A 23,175-nucleotide genomic window follows, 5' to 3' on the forward strand; every position below is an offset into this window, starting at 1 on the left:
CTAGATGCCCTACACGCGCACCAGCTTCCCGGGCGATAACCCAGCCCGCTACAAAATCCCAGGGCGAAACTGTTTCATAGTAGGCATCTAACCGCCCGCAGGCGACATCACAAATATCTAAGGCCGCTGAGCCATTGCGGCGTACGTCTTGGCAGTGGGTCAACGTAGCTTCCAAACGGCGCAGCAGGTGCTTCCGTGCTGTTTTATCATAAGGGAAGCCAGTGCCTACCAAGGTGCTTTCCAGCGAATCCGCACCGCTTGGTGTAATCGGCTGCTGATTACAAAACGCCCCTAAGCCCTGAGCAGCACTAAAGGTATCATTTAGAAATGGCGCATGAACCACTCCCACTTTTCCTACCCCCTGCTCAATCCAGCCAATAGAAACTGCCACATGGCGCAGGCCTTGAGCAAAGTTCACCGTGCCATCGATAGGGTCAACCACCCATAGCTGTTCGGCGGGGTTGTGTAGCGCTTCTTCTGGGCTTAGCTCTTCGCTTAAGCGCGCCTCACCGGGGAAGTGCTCTTCCAAACGCTGGCTAATCAGCTTATCGACGGCAACATCCACATCGGTCACGAGCTCAATGCCCGCCTTTAAACGCTGGCTAAAAGTTTGCTGTTCGCGGGCATCACGAATCATCTGCCCGGCCTCTTCCGCAATCGCCATTGCCAGCGCTAGGCGCTCTTCTAGAGGGATGTTAGCCATAAGTGCTCCTGTTCATTGGATAAATTCCACCATTCACCCAGCATAAACGCTGCACTTTTCGGGGGCTAGCGCAAAGCGTCTACCAGCACGTCTACAACCACCCTGGTAGCCGCTTCAATCAAGACCACATCCGCCCCTACACGCTCCCACTCGTAGCCGGGATAACGAGGCAGCTCACGGGCAATCGGCCCATCAAAGTGTTTAGCAATGCCTGGAGGAAGCGGTTTACCGCGCTCTAATCGGCGCTGGATGCCTGGCGGCAGCGGCTCAGCGCGGGGGGCATCGTACTGGCGCAACAGGCTAAGTAGCTCACGTTCATTAATACGCGGCAAATCGACATATCGGTGGTCGCGCTCATACTGGTGGCGCTGTTCATGATGATGCTTGGCATTACCGTGGTCTCGCGCACCGTGAGCAGGCGCATGGGCAGGCTGTGCGGAAGCGGCTGTATGCCAAAACAGAGTGGCGAGTAAAACGCCTAAGGTGATGGGTCTCATAACTGGCTCCTTCAAGGCATTTAATCTATCTAGGAGCTTTGAGTGTATAAGGCAAATACGCAGGGAGTGTGGAAATAAAAAACAGCCGCATAGTCAGCGGCTGTTTTAAGCAAACAAATATTAATTACTCTTGTTCTGTATCTTCTTGACAGCCACGCGGACGAATATTGTCTTCAATAGTGGCTGCACAAGTCCAGCCACCATTAGCAGTACGAGTTACAGCCATAGTGTTAGAAGCGGATGTATCACCCGCTCCATCCGTTCCACTGGTTGCAGCAGCACCAATAGAACCAAAGTTAAAAGTTATTGTCGGCATAGTCGTATCCAGGCCTGTGTATGTAACAGTATTCCCACCGCTCAACTCCTCTTCGTCAAAGCCTACATAAGTTTCAAAAGCATCATTGCCATCAGTAGCATCAAACTCCTCATCGGGATCAACTCCAGAAGCCAAAGCGGCGTCAAAACCAGTCTGAAGTGAGCTTAGAGTGGAGTATGCCGATGTTGCCTCTGCTCGTTGTGTATACGTTTGGTATTGAGGCACAGCTACAGCGGAAAGAATACCGATGATCGCAATTACAATCAGCAGCTCGATGAGGGTAAAGCCCTGCTGCTTGAAGCGGCGGGGTTGGTTAGGTTGAGTAGTTTGCATTGCGAGGTTCCCTTGCGGTGATGAGGTTATGAGTAGGCTAGGATTCACTAAACCGTCGCCTAACATACGGCTTACAGTAGCTTACGAACCCGGCTATGGCAACCAGCTTTCTCATCCGTTTAGAGCCTCTGTAGCAGCCTATTTCATCGGTTAGCCTAGAGGTGGCTAGTACCTCATATAGGGTAAATATGGTACAACACTCAGCATATATGCCTAGCCACCGAGTCAGCTATGAGCCAAATCACCCCGGAGTCCACCCTTAGCCATGCGGCCCACCATGGGGGGCTGCGCGGTATTGCCAAACGGCTGGTCAAGCACGGCCTGCTAACCGATGCCCAGGCGACCGTTGCGGAAAGCACGGCTGCGGATTTAGAAATTTCGCTTCTACAGCATGTGGTGGATAGCGGGCTAGTTGAGTCCAATGCAGCGGCCGTTGCAGCGGCCTGGGAGTATGGCCTACCTGTCATTGATCTGGAAGCTATCCGTGTTAACGCCCTACCACCTGCTAATGACTACCCCGTAAAAATTCTACAACGGCTGGATATTCTTCCCCTTGCTCGGCATGGACACCGGCTTACCGTGGCCGTGCCCTACCCAGCCACCTTAACACAGCTGGATGAACTACAGTTTGCCACCGGCCTAAGTGTAGATGGCGTACTAGCACCCGCTGATCAGCTTCGTAACACTTTAATCCAGTATCTCGCGCAAAATGAGCGCAGCATGCTTGAGGAACTGGAAAACGTTGATGATGCGGTCAGTGGGCTTAATATCATCCAAAACGCGGATGGCGATGAAGTTGCCCTGGATAAAGCCGAGCAAAACAGCGAAGACGCCCCCGTTGTTAAATTTGTCAATAAAATCCTCCTAGATGCCATTAGTCGAGGGGCATCGGATATTCACTTTGAGCCTTACGAAACCCAATTCCGTGTACGCTTTCGTGTCGATGGCATGTTGGTAGAGGTTGCTCGCCCGCCGTTTGCCCTAAGAGACCGTCTTGCCGCGCGTTTGAAGATTATGTCCCGGCTAGATATCTCCGAACGACGCCTGCCACAAGACGGCGCGCTCAAGCTGCAGCTCTCACGAACCCGTTCGATTGATTTCCGTGTCAACTCATTGCCTACGGTATGGGGTGAGAAAATCGTTCTGCGAATATTGGACCCCACATCCGCACAACTGGGTATTGACCAGCTTGGTTTTAGCCCTCAACAGCAAACTGCTTATGAGAACGCGCTTAAAAAGCCCCAAGGCATGATTTTGGTGACTGGACCAACCGGCAGTGGTAAAACCGTCACTCTGTATACCGGCATCAATATTCTCAACCAAACCCAGCGCAATATCTGCACGGCTGAAGACCCGGTAGAAATTAAAGTTTCAGGCATTAACCAAGTCAACGTACTCCCCAAAATTGGCCTCGACTTCGCCAGCGCTCTCCGTGCTTTTTTGCGCCAAGACCCTGATGTGGTGATGGTAGGCGAAATTCGTGATTTAGAAACCGCTGAGATCGCCGTAAAAGCGGCTCAAACTGGCCACTTGGTGCTTTCAACCGTGCACACTAACTCGGCGGCGGAAACGCTAACACGCCTTGCCAATATGGGGGTCGCTACTTACAACATTGCCAGCTCAGTCAGCTTAATTATTGCTCAGCGACTAGCCCGTAAATTGTGTCATCAGTGCAAAACGCCCGCTGAGATTCCTGTCGAGGCACTGCGTAAAGCAGGCTTCAACCAGCAAGATATTCGCGATGCCACTATTTATAAGGCGGTTGGTTGTAAGCAATGTACTCAGGGTTATAAAGGGCGGCTTGGCATTTATGAAGTAATGCCGATTACCGACGAGATGCGCCAACTGATTATGCGCGATGGCAATGCCATTGAAATCGACCAGCAAGCGCGCCGGGAAGGCTACCCTAGCCTTTACCAAAGCTGCCTAAGCCGCGTTCTTGATGGCAGCACAAGTCTAGATGAAGTTAACCGAATCAGTAAGGAGTAACCCAGCGAATGGCTAGAGCCAAAGCACGCCGCGCCAAGCCCGCTCCGCTGCACCGCTGGAAGTGGGCTGGTAAAGGCCCCCAAGATAGGCCTATGCGTGGCGAACTCATCGGCCGTACCAAGGCGGATATTGTAGAGCAGCTCGCCAAACAGCGTATTGTTGCTAGCAAAGTCCAAAAGCGCAGCAGCTTCAGCGGCCGAGGCAAGGTCACCAATGTCGATATCATGGTCTTTGCTCGCCAAATGGCCACCATGGTACGAGCGGGCATTCCTATCTTGCAGGCGCTGCAGGCCGTTTCAGAAAGCCTAAAAAAACCAGCGATGGTGGCGCTAACACAGCAAATTATGGAGGACGTCTCTTCGGGTGATAGCCTTTCTGGGGCCATGGCCAAACACCCCAGACAGTTCGATCGACTATTTGTAAACTTAGTCGATGCAGGCGAACAGGCTGGCGCGCTCGACCAAATGCTGGAGCGTATTGCCAGCTACAAAGAGAAAGTGGAGTCGCTTAAAAATCGAGTGAAAAAAGCACTTTGGTACCCGACCTCCGTTATGGCTATTGGTATTGGGGTCACTATGCTGCTGTTAATCAAGGTAGTGCCAGAGTTCGAGAGTATGTTCCAGGGTTTTGGTGCTGAGCTACCCGCCCTTACTCAGTTTACCGTTAACCTTTCTGAGATGGCGCAGCAGTATTGGCTCCATGCCCTCGGCGCGTTAGTGGGAAGCATCATGCTTTTAAAAGCCGCTGCGCGGCGCTCGCCTAAGGTCGCTTATCGGCTAGATGGTTTGCTGCTTAAGCTACCCATCATTGGCGATATCATGCATAAGTCAGCCGTCTCCCGCTTCACTCGTACCCTAGCGACAACCTTTGCCTCTGGTGTGCCGTTGGTTGAAGGTTTGGAAACTGCCGCTGGTGCTGCGGATAACCGTGTGTACAGCAAAGCAATCAATGAAGTGCGCCAAGATGTCACTACGGGCCAACAGCTCCACTTCGCCATGCGCATGACCAACCGATTCCCTGCATTGGCTGTACAAATGGTGAGCATTGGCGAAGAAGCGGGCTCGCTAGATGCCATGCTTAACCGCGTGGCTGACTATTATGAAGAAGAAGTAGATAACAAAGTGGATGCGCTAACCTCACTTATGGAGCCAATTATTATTGTGGTACTCGGTGTCCTGGTGGGTGGCGTTGTCGTTTCAATGTACCTGCCGATATTTGAAATTGGTACGGCGCTATAACCTAACCTTGAGACTCAATTAGGAGCACCATGGGCTTACCGCCAACATTTTTGTATGTGTCTGCATTGGTGATAGGCCTTTGCTTAGGCAGTTTTTTAAACGTCGTGATCACTCGCTTACCCGTTATGCTGATGCGCCAGTGGCGCAACGAGGCGCTGGAGTCGCTTGAGCAACCCACGGAGCCTGCACCGCGTTTTAACCTCGCTTACCCACCCTCTATGTGCCCAAGCTGCGAACATGCCATTGCCTGGCACGACAATCTACCACTAGTAGGTTGGTTAAAGCGTCGCGGCCGCTGCGCCCACTGCCAAACCCGCATCAGCCCCCAATACCCAGTTGTAGAGTTAATGGGTGGAGTGCTTGCTGTAGCCGTCTTGGCACTGCACGGTCCTAGCGTAGCTAGCCTGTTCATCTACGGTGCATGTCTGGCGCTGCTAGCCTTAACTGTGATAGATCTACGCACTTATTTGCTGCCCGACATTATTACCCTACCGCTATTATGGGCGGGCCTACTCTACCAACTACTCTTTCAGCCGGTGATGCTGCCTAGCGCAGTATGGGGAGCGATGGCTGGCTATCTCGTATTGTGGAGCTTTTATTGGCTCTTTAAATTGGTAACTGGCAAAGAGGGAATGGGCTTTGGCGACTTCAAACTGCTAGCCGCCTTAGGCGCTTGGCTTGGTTGGAGCATGCTACCGCTACTACTGATTGTTTCGGCAGGCATAGGCGCTATTTGTGGGCTAGTAGCCCAAGCACTATCACCCCGCTTACGCGGGCAGCCTCTCCCCTTTGGGCCATTTTTAGCGCTGGCTGGATGGATAGGGCTACTGGTGGGCGATGAGCTGATGGCACTTTATCTGGCGCTCATCTATTAATCAGTCTGCTACCTTTGTTTTTGATAGCCTTTAAAGGAATCACATGATTATTGGTGTCACTGGCGGTATCGGGTCAGGAAAATCCACCGTTGCCCGCGCTTTTGGAGACCTTGGAGCGGGCTGGGTGGATGCCGATGACGTTGCTCGTGAAGTCGTAGCACCAGGTGAGCCTGCTCTAGCGGCAATTACCGAGCGCTTCGGTGAGCAGGTTATTAATGAAGATGGGAGCCTTAATCGGGCTGCGTTACGCCAAATTGTGTTTGATGACCCTACTCAGCGCGCGTGGCTTGAATCCGTTACTCATCCTCGCATTCGCGAGCGTTTACTTGCACACCTTGAGCGCTTGAGCGCAACATCGCCCTATGTGCTATTGGTATCGCCGTTACTGTTTGAATCAGGACAGGATGCCTTGGTGAACCGTACATTGGTGGTTGATGTTCCAGAACACGAGCAAATCTCCCGGACACTGGCGCGGGATAAGGTGAGCGAAACGCAAGTGCGTGCTATCCTCGCCGCCCAATTGCCTCGAGACGAACGCCTCTCACGTGCAGACGATGTCATTGATAACAGTCAGGGCCTCGACTTCACTCGGCAACAAGTAAGTACGCTAGATCAGCGTTACCGAAACAGCAAAACATCATAAAGGAGCCCACCATGCCCATTCCCGCTAATGATGCACCGCTGGAAGTAGATTGCCCACAGTGCGGCAAACGGGTGCCCTGGGCCCCCGAAAGCCATTACCGCCCTTTCTGCAGTAAGCGCTGCCAACTGCTAGATTTAGGTGCCTGGGCAGAAGAGTCCCACCGTATTTCAGGTGAATCCGCTATGGACGAAGCAGATATTGAAACCCTGCTAGCTCAGGCCGACAAAGATGCTCCGCTCTCTTAACACAGCGTACCGCTAATGACCGACACCTCGCGCCCGCTTTATCGCTTACTCCATGAGTTAGATGATCATTTTGATCAACTCATTAACACCATTCATCATGCCGCTACGTTATATGAAGCGAAAACGCCCGCTACCTGGCGTTTTGATGGGTTAAGCAATGCGGGGTGGCTACGGGCCGCATTGCTGGATATGTGGCATCAGCAGAATCAAGACGGCCGTGAGACTCGCAACTACATCGCTCTTATTGCCGCTGACGATACACTTATATCAGCATTCCAAGAGGTCAATGCTGCCAAAAAGGCGATAAGCGAGCTGCTCCAACGAATCAAACAAAGCCACCCTAACGCACTCAGCGAAGCCAAACACCGCCTTCCACAGCGCCACCCTGAAGTAGAAACAGTGCTTCGCCAGGGCGGCCTTGCTAGGCTGCATTTAAAACAGTGCTGGCGACAGCTACCTATTGCAGAAGCACCTGTCGCAAGAGTTCGGTTCGCTTGGTACAGCAGCGGGCGCTCTATCAAGCGCATCACAGTTCAGGAGGCTGAGCAGAAACTACTGCAGTTAGATACCGACTCGCCACATATCCGCATTCAGCTACGTAGACTAGCGGGAATACCAAGCAGCGAACCGCTAGCACAGGTACAAAACCAAGCCCCGCTCATGCGCGGCAACCTGTTTTTTACAGAACCACTAGAAGACGGCCATACCCGGCGCGCATTAAATATTGCCATGCCGCTTATTGTTCCCGCCCCTGAAAATCGCTTGCCACATATTAAAATGCCGCCCCTAGAGCCGCCCGCGCAGCGTACGCGGGCAAAGCGTCGGGATGAAAAGCTGGAGAGTGACGTATTTCTACCCAGCTTGCGGGTATATCGCTACCGTTAGTGCCCACTGTCACTTTGGGCGGGCATGCGATCCATCTCCCATAGGCCGTAGGCCAATAGCGTCTGTATCAGTTCGCTTACCCCACCCTCTGATAAATCATACTCCTTCAGCAAGGCCTTTAAGCGCTGGCTGAACAGCAGATCCTGTTCCTTCTGCCGCTCAGCCTGATCATCAGCCTCGAGCGCCGCTAAAGAGCGTACAGGGGGCCCTGTTGGAATATCAAAGTCACTATCAGGATCTTCCAACTGACGCAATGCTTGCGCAAAGGCGTCATCCAGCTCACGAAACTTACGCAGCTTTTCACGCTCATCCAGTTGTTTTTGAACCTTTTGATATTTCATCGATGTTTCATTTACACCTTACTTGGGATGGTCGATATGTCTGCAAAACAGACTTTATTTACAAAAAAACTGTGCACAAACGCGTAAACTCCCATAGCAAACTTGCCTTTGCTTCAGCTTAGCAGCATAAAGACACCATCGTGATGAAGCCACTAATCGGTAATAATGATTATCCGGCTATCTATCGAACGTCAAACGCATCACGTTCCATCACGAGCCATGGATGGCCGCTCTGTAGATAACACTCAAACACTGGTGGCAACGATAAAAGTCATGGACCACCAGGTTACCAGCAACAACAAGCACCGGGAGGGTGCATTACAGGCAAGCTATCAACTGACCTGTATGACTCACGCATGGGAGGCCAGATAATGTTCAATGCAATGTCGCGAGCTGAGATCTGGCTACAGGACACGCTTGATCAATCGCTAAGTATAGAAGACCTTGCTAATCACTTGGGATATTCAGCGTCACAGATACGGCGGCAATTTCGTCACTGCTTCAACACCTCTCCTAGCGCTTATCGTGAGCAGAGGCGCTTAGAGCGAGCAGCGGTCTTGCTATCGCTTACCCCACAAAATATAGCGCATATTGCCATTCGCTGCGGGTATGCAAACCATTCATCGTTTTCGCGCGCATTTCAGCGGCGCTATCAGCTGACGCCTAGGCATTATCGCCAATCTTTTAGCAGCATGCGCCACCTAGCGTTACCTGTAAAACAGTTTACCACTACTATCGAAAAGAGCCGTCCACGCCAGGCTGTTTTTACGCGTGTCTATAAAGCTCCAAATGCTATCTCTGGCCTAGGCAATATGTCGCACCATGCTAACCACCTCCCCTGCTTTGTGGCTCAACTGGGGCATGCGACACCTACAGTAGCGCTACCTGACCTGCTCGCAGACAAAGTTGACGCCCTTGAGGCAGGCGCTAAGGTACGCAAGTCAAGAACTGACATTGGTCTCTATTTAGCCCACACAGCAAATACAGAAAATTTAGCCCTACCAGTTGCTTACCGGCGCATTGAAATTCCTGCACAACACTATGCAAAAACCTGCTTTGATGATTTTGATGAGCTATCAGATGCATTGACATCAACGCTACTGCAGCTGCTCAATCAACAGCATCGCTTTCACATTAGTGGAGAATCCCCACGGATTTTATGGCACCCCGATCACTTAGAGCTGCGGGTGCCACTACTGAGAGAAGCAACGCACATCTATTGAACTGGTTGATGCTGAACTAGTGGCCGACTAGTCCGCAGTGCCAAACCCTGCTGACTTCCAAGCCAGTCTTCTAGGTCGCTGCTGGAAACTAACCCTCTAAAAACAAAACCGGCATTTCTATTAGAAATGCCGGTTAAACTACTTAGTCTTCCATGCGTACGAGCCAGGACTCGACAGCTTCATCACCATGCTCATCTTTCCAGCTACGCAGACCTTTATGGTTCCCACCACGGGTTTCAATCACTTCACCAGTATGCGGGTTCTTATAGATCTTTAAACGACGCTTACGGCGAGTAGAGGCGGCTGGAGCTGCTTTGGCACTGCGCTGATCAGTAGTCGGATCCAAAAGCGCAATTACATCTGCAGGACGCTTACCAAACTCGTTCATCAGTGCTTCAAGTTTAGCTTTAAACTCAAGCTCGCTTTTCAGGCGCTGGTCGCCTTCAAGACGCTGCAGCTCTTCTTGAAGCTGTTTAAGCTGCTGCTCTTTTTGAATGTAGTCGTTTAACAGTGACATAGGAAATCCTTTTAGCTTGGTTTTAACTGCGATGGCATTCAGCTGGGCAACTCAATACCGATTAGTTCAGGATGCGGACACATTATTGCCTTAAATTTTGTAATTGACAACAGTCTAGTTCATTTTGGTCCATTTACTAAACAATTTTACAATCCACAATAGCGCTTTAAAGCCTTTGCTTATTAACCCAATCATCCACTTACTTCTGACTAAGCCAACAAAGAAAAGTGTGTAAAATTTTGCAAAAAAAACGCCGCCCTTTTGGGCGGCGCTTTAGTAGGAAAAAACTAATAATTTAGTCTTGACCCATCTGCTGCTTGATCAGATCACCGATAGTGGTCGGGCCACCTGCTGCTTCCGGCTCTTGGTCACGCAGTTTCTTCAGGTTCTGACGAGTGTCGTCTTGCTCTTTCGCTTTCACCGACAGATTGATCTGACGGCTCTTACGATCGACGCTGACAATACGCGCTTCAACGCTGTCGCCTTCGTTCAGCACATTGCGTGCATCTTCAACGCGGTCTGCGCTAATTTCAGACGCTTTAAGAATGGCAATAACGTCAGTTGCCAGCTCAACGTGTGCTTCTTTAGCGTCAACTTCTACGACGCGTCCAGTAACGATGCTGCCTTTATCATTCACTGACAGGTACTCAGCAACCGGATCGGAATCCATTTGCTTGATACCCAGGGAGATGCGCTCACGCTCCGGGTCGATAGACAGAATAACGGCTTCTGCTTCGTCGCCTTTCTTGAAGTTGCGAACGGCTTCTTCGCCTGTTTCTGTCCAGGAGATGTCGGACAGGTGAACCAGACCGTCGATACCGCCTTCAAGGCCGATGAAGATACCGAAGTCAGTGATTGACTTGATGGTACCGGAAACACGGTCGCCCTTGTTGTATTCAGCGTTGAACGTTTCCCACGGATTAGCAGTGCACTGCTTGATACCCAGAGAAATACGACGACGCTCTTCATCGATATCAAGAACCATCACGTCAACATCATCGCCCACTTGAACGACTTTAGACGGATGAATGTTCTTGTTGGTCCAGTCCATTTCAGACACGTGAACCAGACCTTCAACGCCTTCTTCCAGCTCAGCAAAGCAGCCGTAATCGGTCAGATTAGTGACCACAGCGTGCACTTTCATGCCTTCCGGGTAACGCTCTTTGATGTTGACCCACGGATCTTCGCCCAGCTGCTTCAGACCCAGTGAAACGCGGTTGCGCTCACGGTCAAACTTCAGCACTTTGACGTTGATCTCGTCGCCAACGGCAACGATTTCAGACGGATGCTTGATACGCTTCCAAGCCATATCAGTGATGTGCAGCAGGCCGTCAACGCCGCCCAGATCAACGAAGGCGCCGTAATCAGTCAGGTTCTTAACGATACCCTTGATTTGCTGACCTTCTTGCAGAGTGGCCAGCAGCGCTTCACGCTCAGCACTGTTTTCTGCTTCCAGCACGGCACGACGCGATACAACGACGTTGTTGCGCTTCGGATCAAGCTTGATGACTTTAAAGTCCAGCTCTTTGTTTTCCAGATGCGCAGTGTCGCGAACCGGACGAACGTCAACCAGAGAGCCCGGCAAGAAGGCACGGATAGAGTCGACGTCGACAGTGAAGCCGCCTTTGACTTTACCGTTGATCACGCCCTTGACGATTTCGTCTTTCTCGAAGGCTGCTTCCAGAATCTTCCAAGCTTCTGCGCGCTTGGCTTTTTCACGGGACAGACGCGTTTCACCGAAGCCATCTTCAACGGCTTCCAGTGCAACGTGAACGTCGTCACCGATAGCGATGGTCAGTTCACCATTCTCATCGCGGAATTGTGCCGCAGGGATCTGACCTTCGGATTTCAGACCAGCGTTAACGGTAACCCAGTCACCGTCAATGTCGACAACCTGAGCCGCGACGATAGCGCCTGGCTCCATGTTGATGTCGTTAAGAGACTGTTCAAACAGTTCAGCAAAGCTTTCGCTCATGGTTTTCCTACGTGATCAACGTTGTTGAGGCATAACTGCCTTCTCCGTACCACCAGCGAGTACGGGCCTAATGTCACTCTGCTTTTGGAGGCGTTAGCGCTGGTTAGACCTGACCGGGCTCACTGATATGGAGTTATCGCCCTGCCACGTCGTGACACCTTTCCAAAAACGCCGCAAGGGAGAATCAAATGCCGTTAGACATGCCGCGTTGGGCAAGCAGTTCGGTCAGCCGATCAACCACTTCCGGTATGCTCAGGCGCGTGGTATCAAGCGTAATGGCATCATCTGCCGGCTTGAGAGGAGCCACACTGCGCTGCGTATCGCGTGCATCGCGTGCCTGAATCTCCTTTAAAAGACTCGACAGACTAGCATCCACCCCTGCTTCCTGCAACTGTAGATGCCTTCTGCGAGCCCGTTCTTCAGCGCTGGCGGTGAGAAAAACCTTCAACGGCGCCTCGGGAAATACGACAGTTCCCATATCGCGGCCGTCTGCCACCAGCCCAGGTAATTGGCAAAAATCTCGCTGGCGCTGAAGTAGTGCTGCGCGCACACTAGGCAGTGCTGCGACCTGAGAAGCAAGTTCACCCGCTTGCTCGGTACGAATCACCTGCCCAACGTCTTCGCCCTCTAACAGGGTGCAAGGCTGACCATCTACCACAGGAAAGGCAACATCTAACTCAGTGGCAATCGCTGCCAGTGCCGCCTCATCATCTAGGGCGATATGATGCTTGACAGCCGCCTGGGCCGTTAGACGATAAAGTGCCCCACTGTCTAATAGGTGCCAACCTAAACGCTCGGCCACGAGGCTGCTAATCGTGCCTTTACCGGCACCGCCGGGGCCATCGATTGTCAGCACAGGTACCTTAGACGCCATTGGCACCCTCCACACTAACGCCCATGCCGATGCGCTGCGCCAGCGCGACAAAGTCGGGGAACGAGGTAGCGACATTCGCACAGTCGTCAATAACAATCTCGTCGCTTGCACGCAGTGACGCAATGGCAAACGCCATAGCAATACGGTGGTCACCCAAGCTATCGATACGGCCGCCGCCATAGCTCGGCACGCTGTCGTTGCCGTTACCGATAATATCGATACCGTCTTCCACCACCGTATGCTCAACGCCAAGCACCGCAAGGCCATCGGCCATGGCCTGGATACGGTCGGACTCTTTCACCCGCAGCTCTTCCGCGCCGCGCAGGCGCGTCGTGCCATGAGCATTGGCCGCCGCGATAAATAGCGCCGGGAACTCATCTATAGCCAGCGGCACTTGATCGACGGGAATATCAATACCTTTTAGGGGCGCGTAACGAATACGAATATCCGCCACTGGCTCGCCACCCACTTCACGCTCGTTTTCAAGCGTTAAGTCGGCGCCCATCAATTTCAAAATATTGATCACGCCAATGCGGGTTGGATTGATACCTACATGCTCTAACGTGATATCCGAGCCCGGCGTAATGGCCGCCGCGACGAGGAAAAACGTGGCGGAAGAGATATCGGAAGGCACGTCAATCGGCCCTGCCGTCAGCTTACCGCCCCCCTGCAGCCAGCAGGTGTCCCCTTCCCGGGAAACGGGGTAGCCAAAGCCGTTAAGCATACGCTCGGTATGGTCACGGGTAGGAGCTGGCTCGCGCACGCGGGTTTCACCTTCGGCATAGAGCCCAGCAAGCAGCAGGCATGACTTTACCTGCGCGCTGGCCATCGGCATGTCGTAGTGAATACCTTTCAGCGGCGCACCGCCGTGGATCTTTAACGGCGGACGGCCGCCTTCGGCGGTATCGATGGTAGCGCCCATCAGACGCAGCGGATCTGCCACACGCCCCATCGGCCGCTTAGTGAGCGACTCATCACCGGTCAGCTCGCTATCGAAAGATTGGCCCGCCAGCAAACCGGCAAAGAGCCGCATAGCCGTACCGGAGTTGCCTACATAGAGCGGCCCTGCGGGCGCTTTCAAACCTTGCATGCCCACACCGTGGATAGTGACTCGCCCCTGGTGCGGCCCCTCAATCGCCACGCCCATTTCACGAAAGGCCTGCAGCGTTGCCAGACTATCTTCACCTTCCAGGAAGCCTTTTACCTCGGTAACACCTTCTGCCAAGGCGCCCAACATAATGGAGCGGTGAGACATGGATTTATCGCCCGGCACGCGAAGACGGCCTTGCGCTTGGCCGCCCGGCTGCACGCGATAAGTCACTTTACCGTGTGGTTGCATATGATATTCCGCCTGATAACTGGTTTTATTCAATAACGTATCAAAATAGTGTCGCGCGTGGCTGGCACGATCAAACGTTGCAATTAGCGCATCGCTATCACCGCTTTCAACGGCGTAACGAAGACGCTTTAACCCTGCTTCAAAGTCGTCTAGTGACGACAGCACCGCTTCTCGGTTGGCGATAAAAATATCCCGCCACATGACCGGGTCGCTGCCTGCAATACGGGTAAAATCACGAAATCCGCCCGCAGCGTAACGAAAAATATCCAGCCGCTCATCCTGACGCGCCAGCGTATCCACTAGAGAGAACGCCAAAAGGTGCGGCAGGTGACTCGTACGTGCCAGCACCTGATCGTGGCGCTCGACGCTCATTTGCAAGACTTCTGCACCACACGCCTGCCAGAGCTTTTCCACGCGTGCTAGTGCATCAGCATCGACGTTAGGTTCGGGCGTCAGAATCACTTTGTGATTGACATAAAGCGACGGATTAGCAGCAGCCACGCCACTTTTTTCTGATCCCGCGATGGGATGCCCCAAGACTATATTGGGTAGCACGCGGCCAAATACTCGTTCAGCACAGTCACGAATAGTAGTTTTTGTACTGCCCACATCGGTGATCACTACATCAACGGAAGCGTTAGGTAGCGCCTGGGCCAACGTGGTCATCACGCTCTCCATGGCCAGCACCGGCACCGCCAATACGACCATGGAAACATCATCAAGCAACTCGCTTAGTTGAGTGCCGCCAGCGTCTACCAGCCCAAGCTCTATGCCTAGCGCTACCTCATCTTTATTGGGATCACAGGCGACGATACGCCCTTGATAGCCGGAGGCACGTAGAGCTGCCGCTAACGAACCGCCAATGAGGCCCAGCCCAACAATTAAGATACGCGATTCATGACACGCCACACGCCCAGCACTTTGTGCTAACACCGTCACAGCACGCCCTGAGGGTAAGAACCCAACACGCGCAATTCAGAAGCGCGCAGGCGCACCTCTTCAAGCACAGCGGCCACACCCGGCTCATCACGATGGCCTTTAAAATCAATAAAGAACACGTAATTCCATACGCCTGTACGCGAAGGGCGAGTCTCGATGCGTGTTAAATCGATTTTGTGGCGATGAAACGGCTCCAACAAATCGTGCAGCGCGCCTGGCTGGTTACGCATGGCCACCACAATGGAGGTTTTGTCTTCGCCTGACATAGGCACATCTTGATTACCAATAATCAAAAAGCGCGTGGAGTTATCCGGGCGGTCTTCGATTTTATCGGCAATGCGCTCTAAGCCGTACAGCTTGGCAGCCATGTCGCCCGCAATCGCCGCGCTGTGCCATTCGGTTTTCACCAATTTAGCCGCTTCAGCGTTGGAAGAGACTGGCACACGCTCCGCATGAGGATAGTGAGCATCTAGCCATTTACGGCACTGGCCAAACGACTGGGGGTGCGAGTAGATACGCGAGACTTTGTCTTTGCGCGTTGTTTCGCTAATTAAGAGATGATGGTGAATGCGTAGTACTACCTCACCACAAATCTTGATGGAAGAGTCCATAAAGGTATCGAGCGTGTGGTTCACCACCCCTTCAGTGGAGTTTTCCACCGGCACCACGCCATAGTTCACCGCGCCTGCTTCCACTTCGCGGAACACTTCATCGATAGCGGCCATAGGCAGGCTTACCGCACTTTCGCCAAAATGCTTGAGCGCCGCTTGCTGGGTGAAAGTGCCTTCCGGCCCTAGGTAGGCCACTTTTACCGGCTGCTCCAGCGCGAGGCAGGCCGACATAATCTCGCGGAACAGGCGGGCCATCTCTTCAGCGTCCAGCGGGCCTTTATTAAGCGCCATAATGCGCCGTAACACCTGGGCTTCGCGCTCTGGGCGGTAAAACACGGCATCTTTATCTTGGGCGAGCTTAACGTGCGCCACCTGCTGGGCGCAGCTGGCACGCTCACTGATCAAGCGCAGAATATCGCCATCCAACTGGTCGATACGTTGACGCAAGTCATCTAAATTGATCGGCGTATCGGACATGATGGTTAGCCTCTTCGTTGTTCAAAATCCGCCATAAAGGCGATTAAGGCATCGACCGCCTCTTCTGGTACGGCGTTATATAAACTGGCGCGCATACCACCTACGCTGCGGTGGCCTTTAAGGTTTAGCAGGCCTGCCTCATCGGCTTCTTGTAAAAACGCTTTATCCAAACGCGCATCCGCCAACACAAACGGTACGTTCATACGCGAACGGTTAGGTACGGCGATAGGGTTACTGTAGAAGGCGCTGGCATCAATGGTAGCGTAAAGCTTTTGCGCTTTGCGCTGATTCAGCGCATCCATTGCATCTAAGCCACCGATGTCATTTTTAAGCCATTGGAAAACCAAGCCCGATAGATACCAGGCATAAGTGGGCGGGGTGTTCACCATAGAGCCCGCTTCCGCCAGCATTTGATAATCAAAAAGTGATGGAATCGTGCTAGGAGCTTTACCTAGCAGATCGTCACGTACGACCACGATGGTTAACCCCGCCGGGCCGATATTTTTCTGCGCGCCAGCGTACACCACGCCAAAATCGCTGATATCAATCGGGCCAGAGAGAATATTCGACGACATATCGCACACCAGCGGCACGGCTGCACCGTCAGCGCGGGTTATCTGGGGCGTGTAATCAAACTCTAAACCGCCAATGGTTTCATTCGACGTGTAGTGCAGATAGGCCGCGTCATTGGTGATTGATAATGACGCCTCATCAGGCACGGCAGTGTGACCATTAGCCTCGCTGCTGGCAGCCACATGGCAGTTGAAGCCAAGCCGCTTGGCTTCACTTAACGCTTTCTTTCCCCAAATGCCTGTTTGGATAAAGTTAGCGCTACCGCCCTGGCCCAGTAAATTCATCGGCAGCATCGAGAACTGCATGCTTGCGCCGCCCTGCAAGAAGAGCACTTGGTAATTGCTGGGAATTGCTAGCAGTTCACGAAGATCTGCCTCGGCACGTTCTGCAATGGCAATAAACTCATCACTACGATGGCTCATCTCCATCACAGACAAACCACGACCCTGATAGTCAAGCAATTCGTTACGCGCTCGCTCTAAAACGGCGGTTGGCAGGGCCGCAGGCCCTGCACAAAAGTTATAATGACGTGTCATCGGTTCCCGGTTCCTGTGCGCCATTGTCTGCGTCTGCTGGCTCGCCTGCCTCTAAAACATCGGACTCTTCAGGCTCATCAACGCGTACGGTTTTCACCAGCTTCTCTTCTTTACCCAAGCGAATCAGCATCACACCCTGAGTATTACGCGAAGTCGTTGACACCTCTTCCACGCGAGTACGCACCAGCGTGCCGCGATCGGTAATCAGCATCATTTCGTCGCTGTCATACACCTGCATAGCGGCAACCAATGAGCCGTTACGCTCGCTGGTCTGCATCGCAATGACGCCCTGGCCGCCACGGCCGCGCAGCGGAAACTCCTCCAGTCGGGTGCGCTTGCCGTAGCCATTCTCACTGGCCGTCAGAATATAAATCTGGCCTTCGCCCTGGGCTTGCTCCACCGCCTCTGCCTGCGCAGCTACCTCAGCGTCGGTATCGGCTTCGGCATCAATCTGCTGGCTCTTCGGAATAATCAGACTGATAACTTCCGCATCGCCTGCCAAGCGCATACCACGTACGCCGCGAGCGGTACGGCCCATCGCGCGCACATTGCCCTCTTCAAAGCGAATCGCTTTGCCATTCGAGGAGAGCAGCATGGCGTGATCGGAACCCGATGTAATCGCAGCACCGACCAAGCGGTCACCCTCTTCCAGGTCAATCGCAATCAGGCCAACGCTACGCGGGCGAGAGAACTGCTCAAGGCTGGTACGTTTGACCGTACCATTTGCGGTGGCGAAGAAAATGTAATGCTCAGGGTCATAATCCCGGACCGGGAGAATGGCATTCACCGATTCGCCCTCTTCCAGCGGCAGCATGTTCACCAAAGGCTTGCCACGAGAGCCGCGGCTTGCATTGGGCATTTCGTACACTTTCAGCCAATACACCTTGCCACGGTTAGAGAAGAGCAGCACGGTGTCGTGGGTCGAAGCCACGAGCAGGTGCTCGATGACGTCTTCGTCTTTCATGGACGTCGCCGACTTGCCGCGACCGCCACGACGCTGAGCCTGATAATCAGACAGCGGCTGAGTCTTCGCGTAACCAGAGCGGGACACGGTAACCACCATATCCTCTTCCGCGATTAGGTCTTCAATGGAAAGATCCAGGTGGCTGGCTTGGATTTCCGTGCGGCGGTCATCGCCGAACTGATCACGCACCGCGTGCAGCTCTTCACGGATGACTTCCATCAGGCGGTCAGCGGAAGCCAGAATTTCGGTAAACTCGGCGATCTTCTCAAGAATCGAGAGGTACTCATCCAGCAGCTTCTCGGTTTCAAGCCCAGTAAGGCGGTGCAGGCGCAACTCAAGAATGGCCTGCGCCTGAGCGGGGGAAAGCCGATATTCGGTCGCTGACGGATTAAGACCAAAGCCTTCATCCAGATCCTCCGGCTTGCAGGAGGTCGCGCCAGCACGTTCCAACATCGCGGTTACCTGACCAGGCTTCCACACTTTCGCCAGCAGCTTTTCACGCGCTTCAGCGGCGTTAGGCGAGGCTTTAATCAGCTCAATGACTTCATCTATGTTCGAAATCGCGACGGCCAAACCTTCAAGCAGATGGCCACGCTCACGCGCTTTCTTAAGTTCATATAGCGTGCGCCGCGTCACCACTTCACGGCGGTGACGAATAAACGCTTCCAGCATCTCTTTGAGGTTCAACGTGCGGGGCTGGCCATTCTCCAGCGCCACCATGTTGATGCCGAATACGTTTTGCAGCTGCGTCTGGGCGAACAGATTATTGACGACCACTTCGCCGGACTCGCCGCGCTTGATCTCAATCACCACGCGCAGGCCGTCTTTATCCGACTCATCGCGCAGCTCAGCAATGCCTTCGATTTTCTTCTCTTTAACCAGCTCGGCAATCTTCTCAATCAACCGGGCTTTGTTCACCTGATAAGGCAGCTCAGTGATGATAATGTGATCGCGGCCGGTTTTATCGTCGTGCTCAATGGTGTGGCAAGCGCGTACGTAAATGCGGCCTCGCCCTGTACGGTAAGCATCCAAGATGCCTGCACGTCCATTGATAATGCCGCCGGTAGGAAAATCCGGGCCGGGAATGTACTGCATCAGATCATCGACGGTTAAGGTGTAGTCGTCGATCAGTGCCAAGCAGCCGTCAATCACTTCCCGCATGTTATGAGGCGGAATATTGGTGGCCATACCAACGGCGATACCTGATGACCCGTTAATTAACAGGTTAGGAACCTTGGTCGGCAGCACTTCAGGAATACGCTCGGTGCCGTCGTAGTTATCGACCCAATCGACCGTGTCTTTTTCTAGGTCAGCCAGCAGCTCGTGGGCTAGGCGCGACATACGCACCTCGGTGTAACGCATGGCCGCCGCGTTATCACCGTCGATGGAGCCAAAGTTACCTTGACCATCGACCAGCACATGGCGCATGGAAAAGTGCTGAGCCATCCGTACGATGGTGTCATACACCGCACTGTCGCCGTGCGGGTGGTATTTACCGATGACATCGCCGACGACACGCGCCGACTTCTTGTACGGTTTATTCCAGTCATTGCCCAGTTCATGCATGGCAAACAGCACACGCCGGTGAACGGGCTTCAGGCCGTCGCGCACATCAGGTAGCGCGCGGCCGATAATGACACTCATCGCATAGTCGAGGTACGACTGTTTGAGCTCGTCTTCAATATTGACGGGCAAGATTTCTCTGGCGATGTCACCCATGAAAGTCAGATCCTTTGCACTGCATTGGCACTGCGAGAGTTGAAAGCGCTTGAAAATGCCGCCTTTCGTCGTACGAGACTGAGTACATGAAGGCGGCGCGCAGATACCGTGACATCATACCACTGCATGCGCATCAAGGGCAGTCGGTGACACCGCCATTGCCATTTAGGCCGTAAACGCCTCTTTGGGCACGATCAGTCCCCGCAGCACGTCGCGCACCTCACCTTCGATGGCGGCGGCTTTATTGGCCTTCACATCCAGCAGCACGAAGGTGAGGTCTGCCTTGGCAACCAAGGTGCCATCTGCACGCACGATACGGTGGTGGCAAAGAGCACTACGCTCACCAACGTCGACGATGCCCGTTAATACCTGCAAATCATCACCCTGGACGGCCGCCGCGCGATAGTCGATGTTTAAATTAACCACCACGAATGCCCGCCCAGCGCTGTGAAGCTGCTGGATAAGCCGAGGGTGCTCATCGAAGAATGCCCAGCGCCCCTCCTCCATAAACTCCAGATAACGCGCGTTGTTGACATGACCATAGCCATCTAGGTGGTAACCACGGACCCGCATACTGACGTGGGAAATCGACTCAGACATAGCAACCTCTCTATTCACTCTTTACAAAATGGGCAAGGAATCATTAATACTCTGCAAATCAAACACAAGTTTTAAACTCGTGCAACAGCAAGTCGCTGCACCAAGGTGCTGGTAGGAAAGGCCGCGTTTCGACATAATGTGCCACCTTTTTCATAGGATCGGTGACATGTGGTTTAAGCACCTGCATTTATATCGCCTACACGGCGCTCCCGAGCTAGATAGCCAAACTCTGGCCAACGCATTGGATGAGCACGCGGCCAAGCCGCTAGGCAATGCGGATGCACGCCGCTTAGGCTGGACAGCGCCTGCGGGGCGGCTAGGTGGCGACCAGCGTCTGCATGAAATTCAGGGGCACCGCTTACTCTCTGCCCTACGCCAAGAGCGCCTGCTTCCCGCGTCGGTTGTCAAAGAAGAAGTCGACGAAAAAGTCGCCGACATCGAGGCCAGTGAGGGACGCAAAGTCACGCGCAAGGAAAAGACCGCGCTGAAAGAGCAGGTCACCGAAGAACTCATGCCCCGCGCCTTTGTCCGCAGCCAGAAAATTGACTTATGGTGGGACACTAAGCGCCAGCTCATTGGCGTTAATGCTAGCTCGCGCACCCGAGCAGAAGATGTATTGGACCTGCTGCGTGAGACACTCGGCAGCTTAAAAGCTACGCCACTGAGCAGCCAAACATTGCCGATACGCGCCATGACTACCTGGTTAGGCGACCCATCTAGCCGCCCAAGCGACCTACAGCTCGGCGACCAAGTGGAACTCAAGGCAAAAGGCGACGATGGCGTGCTACGCGCACGGCAAGTTGACCTAGACAGCGATGAAATTCAGCAGCTACTTGAGAGCGGACGCCAGGCCAGCAAACTGGCGATCAGCTTGGAAGGCCGCCTAAGCTTTGTGCTACATGACGATTTAGCGCTGAAGTCGCTGCGCTTTGGCGACGCACTGATTGAAGAAGCCGACCATGCCGACGACGGCGATGATGCGCTAGCCCGCCTGGAAACCGACTTTATTCTGATGGCCCAAGCGCTTTCTGACGATGTTACCCGCCTGCTGGAATGGCTTGGTGGCGAAACTCAGCGGGAACCGACGGCTCAGCAAGATACCTAACGCTCTATATTTTAAGCCGCAGCAACCCGATTATTTTTGCTTATATCCAACGGATCGCATGACTCATCACAATAACGCACCCAACACTGACACCACCAACGACCCATGGGCAGACATTCGCCCCTATATGGATCATGAGGTGGCCGATGTTCTTGAACGGCTCTCTCACGATAGTGAACTGCTTGACGCGCTTACCCGCTTTAGGCTGCCGCGCATGGCCAAATGGGCGCCGCCCGTAGCGCGAGCCCTGGCAGGCCACGCCATTCGCCGTGAAGTAAAGGGTGTTACCAGCGTTCGCGAATTTCAAATGCGCATTGCAAGCTATATGGAGCGCATGATCCGCACCACCACGGATGCCTTTGAGGTCTCGGGATTAGACAAACTCGACGACAACAGCGCTTATCTATTTATCGGCAATCATCGCGATATCTCGCTGGACCCCGCCTTTGTTAATTACGCGCTTTACCAGGCAGGCCGAGATACGGTACGTATTGCGATTGGCGACAACTTGCTGAAAAAGCCCTATGTAACCGACCTGATGCGGCTGAACAAAAGCTTTATTGTGCCGCGGAGCGCACGCGGAAAGCGGGCCATGTTGGCCGCTTATCAGCAGCTGTCGTCTTACATTCGCCACTCGATTACCGAAGACAATCACTCTATCTGGATGGCCCAGCGCGAAGGTCGTGCTAAAAACGGCATTGACCGCACCGACCCCGCCATTATCAAAATGCTCACGATGGCAAAGCGCCATGCAGAGCGAGATATGGTCTTTGGCGATGCCATTGCCGAGCTGAAGCTCGTTCCTGTATCGATTAGCTACGAGTACGATCCCTGCGACTTGCAAAAAGCCCAGGAACTGCATGATATCGCCACCCAGGGTAGCTACGCCAAGAGTGAGTTTGAAGACATCCGCTCAATTGTTTCTGGCATTACCGGCTCTAAAGGCCGCGTTCAGCTAAAATTTGGTACGCCGGTGGGTGCTGATATGGCGACACCTGACGAAGTGGCCGCTGAAATTGACCGCCAGGTGATTGGTGGTTACCGCCTCTTTCCCAGCCACTATCTGGCGCTTGAAGCGTTGGGTGAATCGCCGGAGCTGGTCGCTCGTAAGTCTATTACCCGTCAAGACCGGGAGCGATTCAAAGCACGACTGGCAAGTGTTCCAGACGAGTTGCAACCTTACTGGCTGGAGCAGTATGCCAACCCGGTGAAACATAAGGCGGGGCGACTCAGCGTATAAAGGCTTACATGCAGCGGCTTACCTAGTTAAGCGTAATGATCAACGCATGCTCGCAGCTCGAAAAAGTGCTATGGTCAAGGCATTCATTGGTCTCGCTTGGTAGCTTCATCAGGCGCGGTCTTAAGGAGACTCTCTATGTCCGCATCAGAAATTCAAAAAACACGTATTATCAACGAGCTACGCGGCTTTATTCGCAAGCTTCTGCAAGACCCTAAAATTCTAGAGCAGTCGCTGGCTATTGCACGCCAGCAACTGATTGAAGGCAGTAGTCCCGCCGTGATGGCACGTATTGCCAATGAGATTTCAGATACCACCAGTGTGCATATTCCTGAAGACCCGGCAGAGCACTCGGAAGCAGACAAGCTATTTTTAGAATTGCTGCGTGAAGTAGTTCAAGAAGAGCAAGCGCTCTACTAGT

22 protein-coding genes are annotated in these 23,175 nt (G+C 53.3%); 10 read left to right on the top strand and 12 right to left on the bottom strand.

Features of this window, described 5'->3' with window-relative positions; genetic code table 11:
- The 3 genes from BIS10_RS06280 to BIS10_RS18890 all read right to left on the bottom strand — a co-directional run.
- A partial coding sequence (locus BIS10_RS06280; RefSeq protein ID WP_253503533.1) for an inositol monophosphatase family protein occupies nucleotides 1-703 on the bottom strand: 703 nt, incomplete at its 3' end.
- Nucleotides 704-768: 65 nt separating this feature from the next.
- Nucleotides 769-1,200, bottom strand: coding sequence for an anti-virulence regulator CigR family protein (locus BIS10_RS06285; RefSeq protein ID WP_253503536.1), 432 nt, complete (start codon nucleotides 1,198-1,200; stop codon nucleotides 769-771).
- 124 nt (nucleotides 1,201-1,324) lie between these two features.
- Nucleotides 1,325-1,849, bottom strand: coding sequence for a pilin (locus BIS10_RS18890; RefSeq protein WP_139794403.1), 525 nt, complete (start codon nucleotides 1,847-1,849; stop codon nucleotides 1,325-1,327).
- A gap of 231 nt (nucleotides 1,850-2,080) precedes the next feature.
- Here BIS10_RS18890 and pilB point away from each other — a divergent pair, with 231 nt between their 5' ends.
- The 6 genes from pilB to BIS10_RS06325 are packed head-to-tail and all read left to right on the top strand — an operon-like array spanning nucleotide 2,081 to nucleotide 7,724.
- Nucleotides 2,081-3,838 (top strand): type IV-A pilus assembly ATPase PilB, encoded by a 1,758-nt coding sequence (gene pilB, locus BIS10_RS06300; protein WP_253503539.1) that lies wholly within the window; start codon nucleotides 2,081-2,083, stop codon nucleotides 3,836-3,838.
- An 8-nt stretch (nucleotides 3,839-3,846) separates the two neighbouring features.
- Complete coding sequence (locus tag BIS10_RS06305; protein ID WP_253503542.1) at nucleotides 3,847-5,076, top strand: type II secretion system F family protein; 1,230 nt, start codon at nucleotides 3,847-3,849, stop codon at nucleotides 5,074-5,076.
- Between the two features lie 29 nt (nucleotides 5,077-5,105).
- Nucleotides 5,106-5,951 (top strand): A24 family peptidase, encoded by an 846-nt coding sequence (locus BIS10_RS06310; RefSeq protein ID WP_083023820.1) that lies wholly within the window; start codon nucleotides 5,106-5,108, stop codon nucleotides 5,949-5,951.
- A 43-nt stretch (nucleotides 5,952-5,994) separates the two neighbouring features.
- Complete coding sequence (coaE, locus tag BIS10_RS06315) at nucleotides 5,995-6,594, top strand: dephospho-CoA kinase (protein WP_083023821.1); 600 nt, start codon at nucleotides 5,995-5,997, stop codon at nucleotides 6,592-6,594.
- Nucleotides 6,595-6,605: 11 nt separating this feature from the next.
- Entirely contained in the window at nucleotides 6,606-6,839 is a 234-nt protein-coding gene (gene yacG, locus BIS10_RS06320; RefSeq protein WP_083023823.1) for a DNA gyrase inhibitor YacG, read from the top strand.
- Between the two features lie 15 nt (nucleotides 6,840-6,854).
- Entirely contained in the window at nucleotides 6,855-7,724 is an 870-nt protein-coding gene (locus BIS10_RS06325) for a DNA replication terminus site-binding protein (RefSeq protein WP_253503544.1), read from the top strand.
- On the opposite strand, the gene BIS10_RS06330 is transcribed toward BIS10_RS06325, so the two are convergent.
- Nucleotides 7,721-8,065, bottom strand: a complete 345-nt coding sequence (locus BIS10_RS06330) for a hypothetical protein (protein ID WP_054641180.1) — start codon at nucleotides 8,063-8,065, stop codon at nucleotides 7,721-7,723. The genes BIS10_RS06325 and BIS10_RS06330 overlap by 4 nt on opposite strands.
- A 371-nt stretch (nucleotides 8,066-8,436) precedes the next feature.
- Between BIS10_RS06330 and BIS10_RS06335 the strand changes: the two genes are divergently transcribed.
- Nucleotides 8,437-9,288, top strand: coding sequence for a helix-turn-helix transcriptional regulator (locus tag BIS10_RS06335; protein ID WP_253503547.1), 852 nt, complete (start codon nucleotides 8,437-8,439; stop codon nucleotides 9,286-9,288).
- A gap of 142 nt (nucleotides 9,289-9,430) precedes the next feature.
- Here BIS10_RS06335 and BIS10_RS06340 read toward each other — a convergent pair whose 3' ends face one another.
- From BIS10_RS06340 to BIS10_RS06375, 8 genes are all read right to left on the bottom strand, one after another.
- The gene (locus BIS10_RS06340) at nucleotides 9,431-9,805 is read right to left on the bottom strand and encodes a histone-like nucleoid-structuring protein, MvaT/MvaU family (protein WP_044627966.1); all 375 of its coding nucleotides are present in this window, start codon (nucleotides 9,803-9,805) and stop codon (nucleotides 9,431-9,433) included.
- Between the two features lie 295 nt (nucleotides 9,806-10,100).
- Nucleotides 10,101-11,780 carry a 30S ribosomal protein S1 gene (gene rpsA / locus BIS10_RS06345; RefSeq protein WP_253503550.1) on the bottom strand — a complete coding sequence of 560 codons (1,680 nt, stop codon included), beginning with the start codon at nucleotides 11,778-11,780 and terminating at the stop codon, nucleotides 10,101-10,103.
- Nucleotides 11,781-11,964: 184 nt separating this feature from the next.
- Nucleotides 11,965-12,654, bottom strand: coding sequence for a (d)CMP kinase (gene cmk, locus BIS10_RS06350; RefSeq protein ID WP_253503553.1), 690 nt, complete (start codon nucleotides 12,652-12,654; stop codon nucleotides 11,965-11,967).
- The gene (locus BIS10_RS06355) at nucleotides 12,644-14,932 is read right to left on the bottom strand and encodes a bifunctional prephenate dehydrogenase/3-phosphoshikimate 1-carboxyvinyltransferase (protein WP_253503556.1); all 2,289 of its coding nucleotides are present in this window, start codon (nucleotides 14,930-14,932) and stop codon (nucleotides 12,644-12,646) included. The genes cmk and BIS10_RS06355 overlap by 11 nt, the downstream gene beginning before the upstream one ends.
- A complete protein-coding gene (gene pheA / locus BIS10_RS06360; protein ID WP_253503559.1) occupies nucleotides 14,929-16,020 on the bottom strand; it encodes a prephenate dehydratase in 1,092 nt (363 codons plus the stop codon). Before pheA ends, BIS10_RS06355 begins: the two co-directional genes overlap by 4 nt.
- Before the next feature lie 5 nt (nucleotides 16,021-16,025).
- The gene (gene serC, locus BIS10_RS06365) at nucleotides 16,026-17,129 is read right to left on the bottom strand and encodes a 3-phosphoserine/phosphohydroxythreonine transaminase (RefSeq protein ID WP_253503561.1); all 1,104 of its coding nucleotides are present in this window, start codon (nucleotides 17,127-17,129) and stop codon (nucleotides 16,026-16,028) included.
- Nucleotides 17,113-19,812 (bottom strand): DNA gyrase subunit A, encoded by a 2,700-nt coding sequence (gyrA, locus tag BIS10_RS06370; protein ID WP_083023828.1) that lies wholly within the window; start codon nucleotides 19,810-19,812, stop codon nucleotides 17,113-17,115. Before gyrA ends, serC begins: the two co-directional genes overlap by 17 nt.
- 165 nt (nucleotides 19,813-19,977) lie before the next feature.
- Nucleotides 19,978-20,412: a thioesterase family protein gene (locus BIS10_RS06375; protein ID WP_083023830.1), complete on the bottom strand. Its 435-nt coding sequence runs from the start codon at nucleotides 20,410-20,412 to the stop codon at nucleotides 19,978-19,980.
- Nucleotides 20,413-20,578: 166 nt separating this feature from the next.
- Here BIS10_RS06375 and BIS10_RS06380 point away from each other — a divergent pair, with 166 nt between their 5' ends.
- The 3 genes from BIS10_RS06380 (at nucleotide 20,579) to BIS10_RS06390 (ending at nucleotide 23,174) form a co-directional block, all read left to right on the top strand.
- Complete coding sequence (locus tag BIS10_RS06380; protein WP_074210628.1) at nucleotides 20,579-21,517, top strand: recombination-associated protein RdgC; 939 nt, start codon at nucleotides 20,579-20,581, stop codon at nucleotides 21,515-21,517.
- A gap of 58 nt (nucleotides 21,518-21,575) precedes the next feature.
- Entirely contained in the window at nucleotides 21,576-22,757 is a 1,182-nt protein-coding gene (locus BIS10_RS06385; RefSeq protein ID WP_083023833.1) for a 1-acyl-sn-glycerol-3-phosphate acyltransferase, read from the top strand.
- 135 nt (nucleotides 22,758-22,892) lie between these two features.
- Nucleotides 22,893-23,174 (top strand): hypothetical protein, encoded by a 282-nt coding sequence (locus tag BIS10_RS06390; RefSeq protein WP_044627975.1) that lies wholly within the window; start codon nucleotides 22,893-22,895, stop codon nucleotides 23,172-23,174.
- Nucleotide 23,175 lies beyond the last annotated feature (1 nt).

The sequence above is a fragment of the Halomonas sp. 707B3 genome (genome assembly GCF_024158645.1).
Taxonomy (GTDB): domain Bacteria; phylum Pseudomonadota; class Gammaproteobacteria; order Pseudomonadales; family Halomonadaceae; genus Vreelandella; species Vreelandella lionensis.